Annotated in this window: 11 protein-coding genes; 8 read left to right on the top strand and 3 right to left on the bottom strand. The window is 66.6% G+C overall.

Annotated elements, in window-relative coordinates; genetic code table 11:
- Positions 1-2: 2 nt before the first annotated feature.
- The 3 genes from QZW52_RS01580 to QZW52_RS01570 form a co-directional block, all read right to left on the bottom strand.
- Positions 3-260: a hypothetical protein gene (locus QZW52_RS01580; protein ID WP_293994395.1), complete on the bottom strand. Its 258-nt coding sequence runs from the start codon at positions 258-260 to the stop codon at positions 3-5.
- 89 nt (positions 261-349) lie between these two features.
- A complete protein-coding gene (locus QZW52_RS01575) occupies positions 350-2,191 on the bottom strand; it encodes a putative bifunctional diguanylate cyclase/phosphodiesterase (RefSeq protein ID WP_293994393.1) in 1,842 nt (613 codons plus the stop codon).
- On the bottom strand, positions 2,188-5,433 hold the full coding sequence (locus QZW52_RS01570; RefSeq protein ID WP_293994391.1) for an ATP-binding protein: 3,246 nt from the start codon (positions 5,431-5,433) through the stop codon (positions 2,188-2,190). The genes QZW52_RS01575 and QZW52_RS01570 overlap by 4 nt, the downstream gene beginning before the upstream one ends.
- A 188-nt stretch (positions 5,434-5,621) precedes the next feature.
- On the opposite strand from QZW52_RS01570, the gene QZW52_RS01565 reads away from it, so the two are divergent.
- The 8 genes from QZW52_RS01565 (at position 5,622) to QZW52_RS01530 (ending at position 15,162) form a co-directional block, all read left to right on the top strand.
- Positions 5,622-9,350 carry a ribonucleotide reductase N-terminal alpha domain-containing protein gene (locus QZW52_RS01565; RefSeq protein ID WP_293994389.1) on the top strand — a complete coding sequence of 1,243 codons (3,729 nt, stop codon included), beginning with the start codon at positions 5,622-5,624 and terminating at the stop codon, positions 9,348-9,350.
- Positions 9,351-9,497: 147 nt separating this feature from the next.
- Positions 9,498-9,977, top strand: a complete 480-nt coding sequence (locus tag QZW52_RS01560; RefSeq protein WP_293994386.1) for a hypothetical protein — start codon at positions 9,498-9,500, stop codon at positions 9,975-9,977.
- Positions 9,978-10,475: 498 nt separating this feature from the next.
- Positions 10,476-11,093 carry a hypothetical protein gene (locus QZW52_RS01555; RefSeq protein ID WP_293994383.1) on the top strand — a complete coding sequence of 206 codons (618 nt, stop codon included), beginning with the start codon at positions 10,476-10,478 and terminating at the stop codon, positions 11,091-11,093.
- A gap of 119 nt (positions 11,094-11,212) precedes the next feature.
- Positions 11,213-12,346, top strand: a complete 1,134-nt coding sequence (locus QZW52_RS01550) for a hypothetical protein (RefSeq protein WP_293994380.1) — start codon at positions 11,213-11,215, stop codon at positions 12,344-12,346.
- Between the two features lie 183 nt (positions 12,347-12,529).
- Positions 12,530-12,772 carry a DUF6429 family protein gene (locus tag QZW52_RS01545; protein ID WP_293994377.1) on the top strand — a complete coding sequence of 81 codons (243 nt, stop codon included), beginning with the start codon at positions 12,530-12,532 and terminating at the stop codon, positions 12,770-12,772.
- Entirely contained in the window at positions 12,772-13,080 is a 309-nt protein-coding gene (locus tag QZW52_RS01540; protein WP_293994375.1) for a DUF1294 domain-containing protein, read from the top strand. Before QZW52_RS01545 ends, QZW52_RS01540 begins: the two co-directional genes overlap by 1 nt.
- An 85-nt stretch (positions 13,081-13,165) precedes the next feature.
- A complete protein-coding gene (locus QZW52_RS01535; protein WP_293994373.1) occupies positions 13,166-13,879 on the top strand; it encodes a c-type cytochrome in 714 nt (237 codons plus the stop codon).
- Positions 13,876-15,162 (top strand): c-type cytochrome, encoded by a 1,287-nt coding sequence (locus QZW52_RS01530; RefSeq protein WP_293994371.1) that lies wholly within the window; start codon positions 13,876-13,878, stop codon positions 15,160-15,162. Before QZW52_RS01535 ends, QZW52_RS01530 begins: the two co-directional genes overlap by 4 nt.
- The last annotated feature ends 55 nt before the right edge of the window (positions 15,163-15,217 follow it).

Genomic DNA, 15,217 nt, shown 5'->3' with positions numbered 1-15,217 from the left:
GTTCAGGGCGCGTGGCAGCCGCCCGCGCGCTCGTGGCGCAGGTAAAGATCGGTGTCGGGCAGTTGCACCCGCAGCACGTCGAACGCGAGTTCCGCCACCACCTGCGCGCTGCTGCAGTGGCCGCCACCGAGGTGCAGCGTCAGCACCGCCTCGTCCGGCGTGATGACCAGCGAGCGCACCCGGCCGCTGTGAACGATGTCCGGCCCATCCGCGGTTTCGCGCACCCGGCACAGTGTCGCCACCACCCGTGCCAGCAGCACCGGATCACTTGCAGCCAGATGGGTGTGCGGACGGGATGGTCGGTGCGGGTGCGCAGGCGGGTCTGGACCGTGGCGGAAGGCATGTCCACTCAGTGCCGCAGGGCCGGGTAGGGCTGGCGGGCCAGCCGCACCTGTTGCTGCAGCGCCTCCAGCGTGAACGGCTCGGGCTGGTGGAAGTAGAAACCCTGGCCCCACTGCACCCCCAGCTCCGCCAGCAGTTGCGCCACCGATGCGGTCTCGACGAACTCGGCCACCACCGGCTTGTCCAGCAGCCGGGCCATGTCCACCATCGAGCGCACCATCGCCTGGTGCGTCGGCTCGGTCTGCATGTCGCGCACGAACAGGCCGTCGATCTTGAGCGTGTCGAAGGGCAGCTCGCGCAGGTAGGCGAACGAGGCATAGCCCGAGCCGAAGTCATCCAGCGAGAAGCGGCAGCCCGCGTCGTGCAGCGTCTGCATGAACTCGCGCGCCTGGGCGAGGTTGCCGATGGCCTGGGTCTCGGTGATCTCGAAGCACAGCAGGTCCGGGCGCACGCCGTGCTGCGCGATCGTCGCGAGCACCTGCTGCGCCAACCCCGGTTCGCGCAGCGACACCGCCGACAGGTTCAGCGTCACCTGGCCGAGCTGCTGCTGCAGTTCGGGGTGGCGGCCGATCAGCGACAGCACCTCGCCCAGCATCCAGCGGTCGATCTCGCCGATCAGGTGGAACCGTTCCGCCAGCGCGATGAACTGCGTCGGCGCGATCAGCTCGCCACGCACGGGATCCCACAGCCGCACCAGCGCCTCGACCCGCAGCGGGCCGCCCTGGTCGAGCGACTGCAGGCGCTGGAAGAAGATGCGCAGGCGGTTGTGGCGCAGCGCATCGAGCAGCACCAGCGCCCAGTTGGTGGTCTCGCGCTGCGAAGGCTCGCCGGCGCGGGTGGCCGTGTACTGGCGCACATGGCCCCGGCCGTCCCGCTTGGCGAGGAACACGGTCTCGTCGGCCATCTGCATGAGCTGATCGAAGGACACCAGATCACGGTCCAGCGGCACGATGGCGATGGTCGCGGCCAGCGTGAAGCGGCGCTCCTGCCAGACGAAGGACCAGTCCTGCAGCAAGGCCAGCAACTGCCGCGCCAGCCCCGCGCCCAGGTCCGGCTCCTCGCTGACGATGGCGAACTGGTCGCCGCCCAGCCGCGCCAGGAAATCCCCCCGGCGCAGCAGCCCGCCCAGCAGGTCGGCGAACTGGCGCAGCAGCTCGTCCCCGGCGATGCAGCCGCAGCTTTCGTTGACGAGGCGGAACTGGTCGAGGTCGATCAGCAGCATCACCGCCGGGCCGGCCGGCGCAGGCTGGCGCTGCAGGCGGGCCAGCAACTGCGAGACGTGGGCATCCAGCGCACCGCGGTTGTGCAGCCGGGTGACGAAGTCGTGGCTGGCGAGGTAGGCCAGCCGGTCCTGCATGTAGCGGCGCTCGTGGATCTCGTGGCGGAGCTGCTGGTTGGCCAGGGTCAGCTCGGCGGTGCGCTCGCGGACCTTGTCTTCCAGGGCGCGGTTGAGGTGGCGCAGCTCGCGCAGCAGGGCGCGCCGCTCCAGTTGGTGGTGGACGCGGGCGCGCACCTCGTCGGGCTGCACCGGCTTGGTGAGGTAGTCCGTGCCGCCGACCGCGAAGCCGCGGGCGACATCGTCCGTGCGGGCGGTGCAGAAGATGACGGGGATGTCCGCGGTGCGCGGATCGGCCTTGAGCTGCGTGCAGACCTCGAAGCCGTCCATGCCCGGCATCATCACGTCGAGCAGGATCAGGTCCGGCTGCAGCCGTTGTGCCAGGTCGAGGGCACGGGCGCCGTGGGTGGCGATGAGCAGATCGGCATCGAGTTCCGCCAGGATGGCCTGCAGCACGTCGATGTTCTGCGGCGTGTCATCGACGATGAGCAGACGGGGTAGGGGCTGGCTCATGGGTGCGTTTCCTCGGCGCTCAGGGCACGGGTTTGTTGTAGCAGGCGGTCGAAATCGTAGTCCGCGGCGGCGGTCTGCAGCGCCACGAGGGCCTCGGCAGGCACGGCATCCACGGCGTCGGCCCGTTCGGCCAATGCGGTCAGTTGGGCCAGGGCCTGCCGGATCGGCTTGAGCGCGCCCTGGTCGGCGGCGTCGGACAGCGCAGCCAGCAGCGCGAGGCTGGCCGGGCCGATGCGGGTGGTCGGCACGGCAGCCGCCTGCGGTGGGGCTGGCTCGGCGTCGAGCGGCGCGAAGCGCGCGGCGGCGTAGAGCGCCAGCATGCGGTGGATTTCCTCGAAGCCGTAGGGCTTGCCCACGAAGTCGCTGAACCCGAGCGCGATGTAGTGCCGCCGCTCGTGCTCCAGGCTGGACGCCGACACGGCCACCACCGGCGGCTGCGCGGCGCCGGTCTGCTCGCGCAGCCGGTGCAGCATCTGCATCCCGTCCAGCACGGGCATCCGGATGTCGGTGAACACGATGTCATGCACGCCCCGGCCCGCCGCGCGCAGGCCGTCCAGCCCGTTCTCGGCCGCCTCCACCGTGCAGCCGACGCGCCGCAGCAGCTCGACCAGGATGTCGCGGCTGTGCGCGTCGTCCTCGACCACCAGCGCGCGCACCGGCGTGTCGTGCGACAGGCGCTGCGGGCCACCGTGGCGGGGCAGGGCGGCGCCGCCTTCGGCACTGCGCGGCAGATGCAGCGTCAGCCGCGCCCGGGTGCCCTGGCCTGGTGCGCTGTCGAGCACCAGATCGCCGCCCATCGAGTGCGCCATGTGCCGCACCAGCACCAACCCCAGCCCGGTGCCGCCCTTGTCCAGCCCGGCCTGACCTTGGCGGAACGGCGTGAACAGGCTCGCCAGCTCGTCGGCGCCCATGCCCGGCCCGGTGTCGGTGACGCACACCACGACCCGGTCGCCCTCACGCCGCACGGTCAGCGCCACCCGGCCGTGGTCGGTGAACTTGATGGCGTTGCTCAGCAGGTTGAGCACCATCTGGCCCACCTTGGTCCGGTCGGCGTGGACCGGCTCGGCCGCGTCGAGCGCCAGCTCCACGGCCAGCTCCAGCCCGCGCGCCGCTGCCCGAGGCGCCATCATCTCCACGGTCTCGTCGAGTTCCTGGCGCAGGTCGAAATGCTGGTGGTGCAACTGCAGCCCGCCGGCCTCGATCTTGGACAGGTCCAGCACGTCGTTGACCAGCCGCAGCAGCCGCTGACCCGCCTGCAGCATGGTGCGCAGCCGGCCGCGGGTGGTGGGGTCGTGCTGCGGCTCTTCGAGCAGGATCTGCGCGTAGCCGATCACCGCGTTCAGCGGCGTGCGGATCTCGTGGCTCATGTTGGCCAGGAACAGCGTCTTGGCCTGGTTGGCCTGGTGTGCCTGCTGGCTGGCGTCGCGCAGATCGGACTCCAGGCGGCGGCGTTCCTCGACTTCGGCGCTGAGCTGGGTATTGCTGTGCGCCAGCTCCTGCGTGCGGTGCGTGACCTGGTTTTCCAGTCCGTCGAGCACCGCCTGCATCGCCCGGTCGTGGCGCTGGCGCACCAGCACGATGCCCGTCAGCAGCGCCGTGAACGCCAGCCCGCAGGCCAGGATGCCGCCCTGCACCGGGCTGGGCCATGGCACCTCGTCCAGCCAGCCCGGACGCATCAGCAGCGTCCAGCGCCGGTCGGCGAACTGCACCTCCACCTGTTCGTGCAGGCCCTGCACGAACAGCCGCTGCACCTGCGGCGCGGCGTGCGGCAGCCACGGCTCCACGGGCCGCGCCTGCCGGGCCGGGTCGTGGTGCGAGTGGATGCCAGCGCTGTCGCCGCTGGCGTCCTCGTGCAGCAGCAGGTCGAGCCGGCCGCGGGCCATCTGCGCCTGCGTGCGCTCGACCATGCGGCCCAGGTCGATCACGGCCGACACCAGTCCGTGGACCCGGCTCGCATCGTGGCGGCCGTCCATGTCCATGCTCCCGGTCAGCACCGGCGCGTACAGCGTCACGGCGCTCACGTCCGAGGCCGCGCGTGCCAGCGACACATACGGCGCCGTGGCCCGCACCCCGCCGAACGCCACCGCGTCGGACACGGCGCCGTGGCGCTCGGCGTCACCGGTCTCATCGACGCAGACCAGCGCCTCGTTGCCGTCGGACGGCGTGGCCCAGCGCAGCGGGTAGTACAGCGGGCGCTCGTCGGCCCGCACCAGCGCGCCCTCGGCGTTCATCTCGCGGATGTACTGGCCGTCCAGCCCCATCGGACTGTCCTCGAACACCGCGCGCGTTTCATCCGCCACCCGCTGCAGCCAGCCGAAGTGCAGCACCCACGGGCTGCGCGCGGCCATCGGCCCGGCCACGGTGTCGAACTCGTCCTTGTCGATCTCGCGGCGGTAGTGGAAGTCGCGCAGCCGCTCCACGTCGCTCACCGCCATGTCGATGTGGTTCTGCAGCGCCATCGCCAGCGCGCGCGCCTCGCCGCGGAAGGCTTCGGTGCGCGTCTGCACCGCCATGCTGCCCGCCAGCGACACCGCCAGCAGCGTCAAGCCCAGCCCCAGGCACTGCACCGGAAACGCCAGCATCGCCAGCCGCGCCCGCCCCGACAGCCGCGCATGGCCGGGTGTCGCCAGCAGCACCAGCGGCGTCACCAGCAGCAGCCCCACCAGTTGCGCCATCCCCATGTCCAGCCACAGCCGCACCAGGGCGGCGGTGTGCCCATCCGGTGTGCCGATCAAGCCCAGCCACCACCACAGCCCCGCCAGCAGCGCGCTGCCCGCCACGCTCGCCAGCGTCGCCACCACCGCGAAGCGCAGCGGCTGCCAGCCCGGATGCTCGCGCACGCGCCGGCGCAGGCCGCGCAGCAGTTGCGCGCTGGCCATCGTCTGCACCGCCGTCACCGACGCCAGCGCCACGGCACCCAGCACGGTTGTCCCCAGCGTTCCCAGCGCCTCCTGCCCGGCGGTTTGCCAGTGCGCCCACCACACGGCGTTCCCCACCAGCCACCCGAACGCCAACGCCGGCCACGCCCAGCGCCGCCACTGCAGCAACAACCCCAGCGACAGCCCCGCCACCGGCCACAGCCCCGCCGACGCTGCGACCGGCGACGGACTGCCCACTCCCTGACCCACCAGCCACGCCAGCAGCACGCTGACGGCCACCTGCAGCGCCCAGGGCGGAGGGCGGCGGTGTCGGTCGGGGGTGGGCAATGGGGCTGGGGCGGCAAGGCCAACGTTCGGGGCCATCTCACTTCTCGATTACGCAGCAGTAACGCAACAATCGCGCAAAAAACGCATTAACAGCAAAACCAATCAAGAAGGATACGGGAGGCAGTGGCCGGTACCACTGTGCAACGTGCGGCCAAGGCACTTTCGGTCGGGAAACCGTGTGGCTGCCGCTAAAGTGAGGCGCTGAATGCCCCGAGGAGCGCCGCATGTCCCGCCTTGTTGCCAGCCTGCCTGCCCAGCCCATCAGCCGCGAGGTGCTGCAGGAAAAATACGCCAAGGGCACCGAAACAACGGCGGACGAAGTCCGTCTGCGCGTTGCCCGCGCCCTGGCGGCGGTCGAACCCGAAGTCCGGCGCGCCCACTGGACCGAACGCTTCGCCTGGGCGCAGGCGCAGGGCTTCGTCCCCGCCGGCCGCATCGCCTCCGCGGCGGGCACCGCGCTCGGCGCCACGCTCATCAACTGCTTCGTGCAGCCGGTCGGGGACTCGATCGCCGAACCCGAGAACGGCTTCCCCGGCATCTACACCGCGCTGACCGAAGCGGCCGAGACCATGCGCCGCGGCGGCGGCGTCGGCTACGACTTCTCGCGCATCCGCCCGCAAGGCGCCTGGGTCGGCTCCACCGACAGCCACGCCAGCGGCCCGGTCAGCTACATGCGCGTGTTCGACCGCAGTTGCGAGACGGTGGAATCCGCCGGCAGCCGGCGTGGGGCGCAGATGGGCGTGCTGCGCTGCGACCACCCCGACATCGAAGCCTTCATCCACGCCAAGGACAGCGGGGATCTGCGCAACTTCAATGTCTCGGTCGGCGTCACGAACGCCTTCATGCGCGCGGTCGAATCCGATGGCGAGATCGACCTGACCCACCGCGCCGAACCCGGCCGCAAGCTCAAGACCGCCGGCGCCTTCGAGCGCGCCGATGGCCTGTGGGTCTACCGCCGCGTGCGCGCCCGCGATTTGTGGGACCAGATCATGCGGGCCACCTACGACCACGCCGAGCCGGGGATTCTCTTCATCGATCGTATCAATGAGGACAATAATCTCGGGTATTGCGAGGCGATTACCGCCACAAATCCGTGCGTGACCGGCGATACGCGGTTGGCCACACAGTTCGGGTTGATTCCGATCCGGCAACTCCATGCATCCGGATTGCCGCTGGAGGTGACGGTGGACAACCGCGCGCTCGGCGATCCCGCCCGTGGGACGCAGGTGCGGTCGGCGGTCCCGGCATTCTTGACGGCGGGGCAGGCCGAGGTATTCCGGGTCGTCACGCAGGACGGGTATGAAATCAAGGCGACCGCGTGGCACGACTTCTACACCGCTCGCGGCAAGCTCAAACTCTCTGAACTGGTGCCCGGGGATGAATTGCTGGTGCAGTCGGGCAAGGGGCAGTTCGGGTTCGAAGGTGGGGCGGAACTGGGCGCTCGGATGTTGGCGGTGACGCGCGAGGCGCTGGCGGTCGGTCAAGCGGACATTCGAATACCGGACGCCGTGTGGTGGGGTTCCGAAGCGTGCGTTCGGACGTATCTAGACGGTTTGCATGCCGCCCTGCGCACCCGCCATTCCCGCGAAAGCGGGGATGCTGAGGTGGGCAGGAATGACGAGACGGGGTGGCGTGATACGGCGTGTGTGTCCGCGCATCCGGGCTTGTTGCGGGATGTCCAGATGCTGCTGGCAAATTGGGGTCTCGTGTCCACTTTGCTCCCGCTAGGGGATGCGGATCAGCCGGACCTGCACGCTCTCGCCATCGTCGATCGACCGGGTTTCACCACCCGCATCACCGAAATACTCCCTGCCGGCATCGAGCCGGTCTACGACACCACCCAGGCTGATCAGAACTCGGTGATCTTCAACGGCCTCGTGACCGGGCAGTGCGGCGAACAGCCCTTGCCGTCCTACGGCTGCTGCTGCCTCGGCTCGGTCGATCTGACCCGCTTTGTCCACCGCCCGTTCGAGCCGGATGCCGCGTTCGACGAAGCGGGTTTCGCCGAGGTCTGCGCGGTGGCCACGCGGATGCTGGACAACGTGCTCGACGCCACCGTCTGGCCGCTGCCCGCGCAGCAGCGCGAGGCGATGCACAAGCGCCGCATTGGGTTGGGGTTCACCGGGCTGGGCGATGCGCTGATCATGCTGGGCTGCCGGTATGACACCGAGCCGGCACGGGACATGGCGCGGCGGATTTCCGCCGTGATGCGGGATGCGGCGTATGGCGCGTCGGTCGAACTCGCCAAGGAGCGCGGCGCCTTTCCCTTGTTCGACGCGGACCAATACCTCGGCGGCGAGAGTTTCGCCTCGCGCCTGCCCGATGAATTGAAGGACCGCATCTACGCCTACGGCCTGCGCAATTCGCACCTGCTGTCGATCGCACCGACCGGCACCATCAGCCTGGCCTTTGCCGACAACGCCAGCAACGGCATCGAGCCGCCCTTCAGTTGGACCTATACCCGCCGCAAGCGCGAGGCGGACGGCAGTTTCAAGGAATACGCGGTCGAGGACCACGCCTGGCGCCTGTACCGCCACCTGAAAGGCGCCGACGCGCCGCTGACCGACGCCTTCGTCACCGCGCTGGACATGAGCGCCGAGGCGCACGAGGCGATGGTCGCGGCGGTGGCGCCCTATATCGACACCTCCATCAGCAAGACGGTGAACGTGCCGGCGGATTATCCGTACGCGGAGTTTCAGGGGCTGTATTTCACCGCCTGGAAATCCGGGCTGAAGGGATTGGCGACCTACCGGCCGAACAGCGTGCTCGGCGCGGTGCTGAGTGTCGAGCCGGCTGCTGCGCCGGCGCTGCAACCCCAGCCGCTGACCGTCGCGCAGCCCGCGATGGCCATCGACCCGGACGGCGCCAACCGCCGCCTGCGCGTCGAGCGGCTGCCGCAGCCGGTGCTGGCGAGTCTGCGCTGGCCGGGGCGGCCGGAATTGCCGTCGGGCAACCCGGCCTGGAGTTACATGGTCCAGCACCCGCACGGCAGTTTCTCGCTCTTCGTCGGCGAATTGCCGGCCGAGGCGGGGCCGGACGCGGGCCTGTTCGGCCAGACGCTGCCGTTCGAGGTCTGGGTGAATGGGGCGGAGCAGCCGCGGGGATTGGGCGCGCTGGCCAAAACCCTGTCGATGGACATGCGGGCGAATGACCCGAGCTGGTTAAGGCTGAAACTCGATGCGCTGGCGACGGTGGCCGAGGAGCGGGCGTTTGACATGCCCTTCCCGCCGAGTGGGGAGAAACGCTTGTTCCCTGGGGTGGTGGCCGCGACGGCGGCGGTGATCCGCTGGCGCTGCGAGCAACTCGGCGCCTTGCAGGAGGGCGGGGCCACGCCGGTGCTGGACGCCATGTTCAGCCGCCACGAGCCGCGCACCGGGGTGGACGGCACGCTGGCGTGGGCGGTCGATCTCGAGAATCCCGGCACCGGCGAGCAATTCACGCTCACGCTCAAGGAGGTGACGTTGCCGACACCCGAGGGTGGGTATGTGACCCGGCCGTGTGCGATCGGGTTTGCCGGCAATTACCCGCGGGCGCTGGACGGGCTGGCGCGGCTGCTGTCGCTGGACATGCGGGTGATCGACCCGGCCTGGATCGGCATGAAATTGCGCAAGTTATTGAATGTCGGCGAGCCGCTGGGGCATTTCATGGCGCCGGTGCCGGGTTTGCCGGCGGGTCAGCGGCGGCAGCAGGTCTGGCCGAGCACGGTGGCGTATGTGGCGCGGCTGGTGATTCACCGGTACGCGATGCTGGGTGTGCTGGACGAGGCGGGGGTTCCCGTCAACGCCATGGGCGTGCTCGCCACGCCGGCTGCGGCGGCCTCCGCGGTGGCCGCGTCCATCGCCCGCGCCACGGTGCCCGGCAAGCCGTGTCCCGAGTGCGGGAACGCGACGGTGATCCACAAGGATGGGTGCGAGTTCTGCACGGCGTGTGGGTATGTGGGGGCTTGCGGCTAGTTACTCGAATTTGGTGAATATTTACCTGGGCGGCGTGGAGGAATTCACGCCGTTTTTCCATTTGTGGAGATTTTGCGTGAAGTAGTGTGAAATTCAGGCATGTTTTGCCTAGACTGCGGCGACTCAAATCATCAAGGGTAAGAAACCATGAACGCGCGATTCGCTTTATTTTCTGCAGCAGTGCTTCTTTCTGGCTGTGCATCGGTGGTGAATGACAAAACCCATCCGATGAAAATCGAGACCAAGACGGAGGCTGGGGAGCTTGTCACCGGTGCCGATTGCACGATGACGAACGACAAGGCGTCCAGTACGGTCAAGTCGGGAGAAATTGCCAACGTCCGGCGGTCCAACACGGATCTGGAAATCACCTGCAAGCATCCGGCGAAGTCGGATGCCATTGCCAAGGCGATTTCGCGAGTCAATGGCGGGATGTTCGGGAACATCATTCTTGGCGGCGGGATTGGCGCGGTCATCGACCACAACACTGGCAGCGCGTACACCTATCCCTCTTGGGTGCAACTGATCTTTGGTCAGACGCTGACATTTGATCGCCATAACGAGAAGGAAAACCAGCCTGTGCCGGCCACGCCTGCGGCATCCAGTCCGGAAGCTGGCAAGAAGATTTGAAGTTGATTTCCCCCCGGCTTGCGGTTATTCGAGGCTGGGGCTGCGTGAGGCCACGGCCTGCGCCACCATGTCCTGAGTGCGGGAACGCGACGATGATCCACAAGGATGGGTGCGAGTTCTGCACATCGTGTGGGTATGTGGGGGTTTGCGGGTAACTACTGGGATTTGGTGAAAATTAACCTGGCAGCGTGGAGAAATCCACGCGACTGTCTCATTTTTGGGCAGTTGGCGTGATGTAGTGCGCAACTCGTGTGTGCTGTGCCTAGACTGCTGCGAATGCAGGGTTTGTCGGGATTTTTAGGAGCAATTTATGCGTCAGTCAAAGCCAAAAAACCAATGCCGACAACGATTTGGAGTTGCGTTACAGGCCGAGTTAGGCGTCAGGCGCCAAGTTAGATGGCAAGGCCGTGAGGTCTAAATTACGTTAGGCTTTTCGAAAACACCGGCTATAGCTACTCGTTAGAGCCCAAATCCGATACCACCCACACAACTGCGTCTATGCAAGTCGAATCGACATCTGACATCTCAGTGAACGCGCTTCGCCAGTCAGCAGGACTTCTGCCACCGGAGTGGCAAGCGCAAGTGAGCGATGAACAATTCTTCATGCGCGCTATGGAGGTTCCTTCATGGATAACCATTGCGGCAGGGGCGCCTTGGTGGGTTCAGTTTCTTGGCGGTGCAGCAACGGTCTACGTTACTGGAATCATCAGTGAAGCAGGAAAGGACACTTGGAAAAATCGGGGCGAATTGACCCGCATTGGCGCGTCCGCAATTAGTCGGTTATCCACATTCATCATCGAGTCCATTGCCCAGTCCACGCCAAAGACGTTCGCGGTACTGGCCATCCCACTTGGGAATGGGTTCGACAAGGTTCAACTCAAGCTGGACGCAACAACACAAGAAGAGCTTGACTTTCAAATTGCCATTTTTGTGCACAACGTCAGCGCCATTCAGTCGCTCATTGAACAAGAAGGGCTGTCAGGAAACCGCGCCGTTGGCGGCGTCTTTCTTGAGTTTGGCGCAAACGATTATTCACTTCTTGCGTCGTGGTTGGATCGGGAGACGCTTGAGCGAAAAACACAAGTGTTGTCACCAGAAGCAATCACAGGGGTGTGAACTTGTCAGACCAAGCATCTATCACCAGCCTAACTGTAGGTTCAACTCGGACGTCAATGCTTCGCATTGCCGCCGGTTAACCTGGGCGTTAGACCTCGCAAAATACCCAATTACTACACATGACGCTCGAAGAACACATTGAAGACATTCGATCCGGCATAAAGTCGGGTCGATTCAGGAATGAGGCCGCAGTTTCTCAAGGAATTGTCCTTCGATTGCTGCAAGTGCTTGGCTGGCCAACATTTGACACTCAGGTTGTATGTCCAGAATACTCACTGGAAGGGCGTCGCGTAGACTTTGCACTGTGCCATCCTTCATCTAAGCCGATTGCATTCATAGAAGTCAAGCAAATTGGCCAGAGTGATGGCGCTGAACGTCAACTATTTGAGTACGCGTTTCATATTGGAGTACCCGTTGCAATCCTGACTGATGGACAGGAATGGAATTTCTTTCTTCCTGCTGAGCAGGGCGACTATGGGGAGCGGCGCGTATATAAACTGGACTTAGTTGAAAGAGAGCCCCAGGAGAGCGCTGCGCGTCTAATTCGCTATCTTTCCTACTCCGAAGTTACAACGGGAAGGGCAATTGCAGCGGCAAGAGAGGACTATCAAAACGTCTCTCGAAATCGACAAATGCTCGCGACACTTCCCGAAGCGTGGACAAAGCTCGTGTCCGAAGAGGATGACCTTCTGCTTGAATTAGTAGCGGACAGAGTAGAAAGTTTGAGCGGATTCAAACCCGATTTGGATACCGTCGCAAAGTTTCTACGTGAAAATGTAGTTTTTCGCTCGTCCGCACTTGCCAACGCGCAAGCAACACAAACACCGCGAGCGCAACCGCAACGAATAGTTGCACAAGCGCCACCGTTGCCGCAACGAATTCAAGCAATCGGTCCTGGGACAAATACGATTGCTGTAGGCTTTTCACTAGATGGAAAGTTCGTTTCCTGCAGAAACGGCAGAGAGGTACTAATTGGCGTTTTCGAGGCACTAAGTCAACGCGACCCATCATTTCCGGATCGGTTTGCCGCCAGACCAAAACACGGAAGAACAAGGCGCTATCTGGCACGAACCGCGGACGAACTCTATCCCAGCCGTCCCGATCTGGCGCGTGAACATTTTGCCAAACTTACATCAGGATGGTACGTCGGCACGAATGTCAGCAAAGCCCAAATAGAACGAATAACAGAAATGTGCTGCGAGGTTGCAAGGATTCGTTTCGGCAAGGATCTTCTGGTAAATATTGGCGAATAAATGCGAGGTCTAACAGGGCGCTCAACCGGACCCTACACAGCGTGCCGGCATTTGTGCCAGCAAAAACGCTAGCACAAATCCCGTCCCGCTGTTCCGGGTCGGTTAGCTTCGACGTTAATCGCTACTTGCACGAGTAAATTTTCTGCAGTGAAATGGTTGCCCTCTTCTCCTGCGGAGATTCTCATGCCTGCCGTCTATGACCCCGAAAAAATCGCCGACGCCACCCTGGCCTTACTCGGCGCCTTCGAGTTCGACAACGGCCGCGCCTGGAAGGGCCATGACTTCGACGTGATGAACCGCCTCCACGCCGAAGGCATGATCAGCGATCCCCGCAACCGAAACCAGTCGGTGCATCTGACGCCCGAAGGGTTGGCGCGCGCCAAGGCGCTAGCCGACGCCTGGTTCGGCGCATCGGCCGCCCACTGATGCTGACCTCGGGCATGGTCCTGCCGCTGGTCTACGCGGTGGCGAGCGTGGTGTGTTTCCTGGCCTATGCGTTCGACAAGTCCGCCGCCAGGGCCGGCCGCTGGCGCACCTCGGAAAACACGCTGCTGCTGCTCGGGCTGGTCGGTGGCTGGCCGGGTGGCCTCATCGCCCAGCGCCTGCTGCGCCACAAGACCGCCAAGCCGCCGTTCCTCGTGGCGTTCTGGGCGACAGTGGTGGTGAACGTGGCGGGGTTGCTGGTGTTCACCACGCCGATCGCTCGGATGCTCTGGGGCGCACTGGGTGGATAGGCTGGCCTGCAGCCGCACCTCGGCCACGCCGACAAACTCGCCGAGGCCCGCAGGCGTCCCCCATCGGCCGGCGTAGCATCGGCCCATGCTGTTCATCCGCTTCCGCTCCTCCCTGATCGCGGCCCTCGCCGTGCTGTGTACCTGGGCCGCACACGCCGCCGCCCCGGCCGATGACCCCCAGGCGATGACCGCCCGCGTCGCTGCCTGCACCGCCTGCCACGGCAAGGACGGCCGCGCCACCCCCGGCGGCTACTTCCCGCGCATCGCCGGCAAGCCCGCCGGCTACCTCTACCACCAGCTCGTCAACTTCCGCGACGGCCGCCGCCAGTACCGCCCGATGACGCACCTGCTCGACCACCTGAGCGACGACTACCTGCGCGAGATCGCCGACCACTTCGCGTCGCTGGAGGTGCCGTATCCGCCACCGGCCACGCCGGGGCTGGCCGCAGCAGTGCTGGCGCAGGGCCGGGCGCTGGTGCTCAAGGGCGATGCCGCGCGGGACGTGCCAGCCTGCGTGCGTTGCCACGGGGAGGCGATGACGGGCGTGGCGCCGGCCATTCCGGGCTTGCTCGGACTGCCGCGCGACTACCTGAACGCGCAGCTCGGTGCCTGGAAAACCGGCCAGCGCCACGCCGCCGCGCCGGACTGCATGGCGAAGCTCACCGACAAGCTCACCTCCACCGACATCACCGCTGTCGCCGCGTGGCTGGCTGCGCAGCCGGTGCCGGTGCCGTCGAAAGCGGTGGCGCGTTCGGCGCTCGCGCAGCCGCTGCCGATGGACTGCGGGGGTGTGCAATGAAGCGCGTCCTCACCTGGGGTCTGGGCGGGCTGGCGGGCGTGCTGGCGCTGGGGGCGGCGGCGATCGCGTGGCTGGATGCCGCCGACGCACCACCCTCCGCCAACCCGCGCCCGGTCGCCACCGACGCCGCGGCGATCGACCGTGGCCGCTACCTTGCGCAGGCCGGCAACTGCGCCGCCTGCCACACCCGCCGCGGCGAGCCGCCCTATGCCGGTGGCGAGGCGCTGCGCACCCCGTTCGGCACCGTCTACGGCGGCAACCTCACGCCCCACGCCCGCACCGGCCTGGGCGCCTGGAGCACCGACGACTTCTGGCGCGCCCTGCACCACGGCCGTGCGCGCGATGGCCGGATGCTGACCCCGGCGTTCCCCTATCCGCACTTCACGCAGGTCACGCGCGAGGACAGCGACGCGCTGTTCGCCTACCTGCGCAGCGTGCCCGCCGTGGACCGGCCGAACACGCCGAACGCGCTCGCCTTCCCCTACGACACCCAACTCGCGCTGAAGGTGTGGCGGGCGCTGTATTTCCGGCCCGGCACGTATGCCGCGCAGCCTGCGCAATCCGCCGAGTGGAACCGCGGCGCCTACCTCGTCAACGGTCTGGGCCACTGCGCCGCCTGCCACGGCGCCCGCAACGCGATGGGCGCGACGATCCCCGGCCGTGCCTTCGACGGCGCGCCGATTCCAGGACAGGGCTGGTACGCCCCGGCGCTGACGCTCGCCGCCGAGGGCAGCGTCAGCGCGTGGCCGGTGTCGGACGTGGTCGGCCTGCTGCGTGACGGAGTGGCCGCTGGCTCGGGGGCCACGGTGGTGGGTCCGATGGCCGAGGTCGTCGCCCGCAGCACGCAGCACCTGAGCGTGGCCGATGCCCAGGCGATGGCGGTGTTCCTGCGTGACCTGCCGCAGCGCCCGCCGGCCGAAGCCCCCCGCGTCCGGCCGGCCGATGCCCGCACGCTCGACCGCGGCGCCAAGCTCTACGGCGACCACTGCGCCACCTGCCACGGCGAGCGCGGCGAGGGCCAGCCCGGCGCCTTCCCCGCGCTGGCCGGCAACCGCGCGGTGACGATGGCCGACCCGACCAATCTCGTGCGCGTGATCCTGCAAGGCGGCTATGGCCCGTCCACCGCCGGCCGTCCGCGCCCGCACGGCATGCCGCCTTTCGGCCACGTCCTCGACGACGCCGACATCGCCGCCATCACCACCCATGTGCGCAGCGCCTGGGGCAACACCGGAACGCCGGTGAACCAGGTGCAGGTGGTGCAACTGCGTGAAGGCCGTGACTGATGCCTGTGCAGAGCGTCCGTTGTGCTGTCTGCCTAAAAATAAGGCAATCCAAGAA

Source organism: Sphaerotilus sp. (assembly GCF_013299175.1).
Classification (GTDB): domain Bacteria; phylum Pseudomonadota; class Gammaproteobacteria; order Burkholderiales; family Burkholderiaceae_C; genus Sphaerotilus.
The sequence above is the reverse complement of the archived record's forward strand: the minus strand, read 5'-3'. Positions and strand labels throughout refer to the sequence as shown.

Excerpts from the sequence above, each read along its gene's own strand:
- QZW52_RS01535 (WP_293994373.1), top strand. The coding sequence starts at position 13,166 with ATGCTGTTCATCCGCTTCCGCTCCTCCCTGATCGCGGCCCTCGCCGTG.
- QZW52_RS01545 (WP_293994377.1), top strand. The coding sequence starts at position 12,530 with ATGCCTGCCGTCTATGACCCCGAAAAAATCGCCGACGCCACCCTGGCC.
- QZW52_RS01550 (WP_293994380.1), top strand. The coding sequence starts at position 11,213 with ATGACGCTCGAAGAACACATTGAAGACATTCGATCCGGCATAAAGTCG.
- QZW52_RS01560 (WP_293994386.1), top strand. The coding sequence starts at position 9,498 with ATGAACGCGCGATTCGCTTTATTTTCTGCAGCAGTGCTTCTTTCTGGC.
- QZW52_RS01565 (WP_293994389.1), top strand. The coding sequence starts at position 5,622 with ATGTCCCGCCTTGTTGCCAGCCTGCCTGCCCAGCCCATCAGCCGCGAG.
- QZW52_RS01575 (WP_293994393.1), bottom strand. The coding sequence starts at position 2,191 with ATGAGCCAGCCCCTACCCCGTCTGCTCATCGTCGATGACACGCCGCAG.
- QZW52_RS01540 (WP_293994375.1), top strand. The coding sequence starts at position 12,772 with ATGCTGACCTCGGGCATGGTCCTGCCGCTGGTCTACGCGGTGGCGAGC.
- QZW52_RS01570 (WP_293994391.1), bottom strand. The coding sequence starts at position 5,433 with ATGGCCCCGAACGTTGGCCTTGCCGCCCCAGCCCCATTGCCCACCCCC.
- QZW52_RS01530 (WP_293994371.1), top strand. The coding sequence starts at position 13,876 with ATGAAGCGCGTCCTCACCTGGGGTCTGGGCGGGCTGGCGGGCGTGCTG.
- QZW52_RS01555 (WP_293994383.1), top strand. The coding sequence starts at position 10,476 with ATGCAAGTCGAATCGACATCTGACATCTCAGTGAACGCGCTTCGCCAG.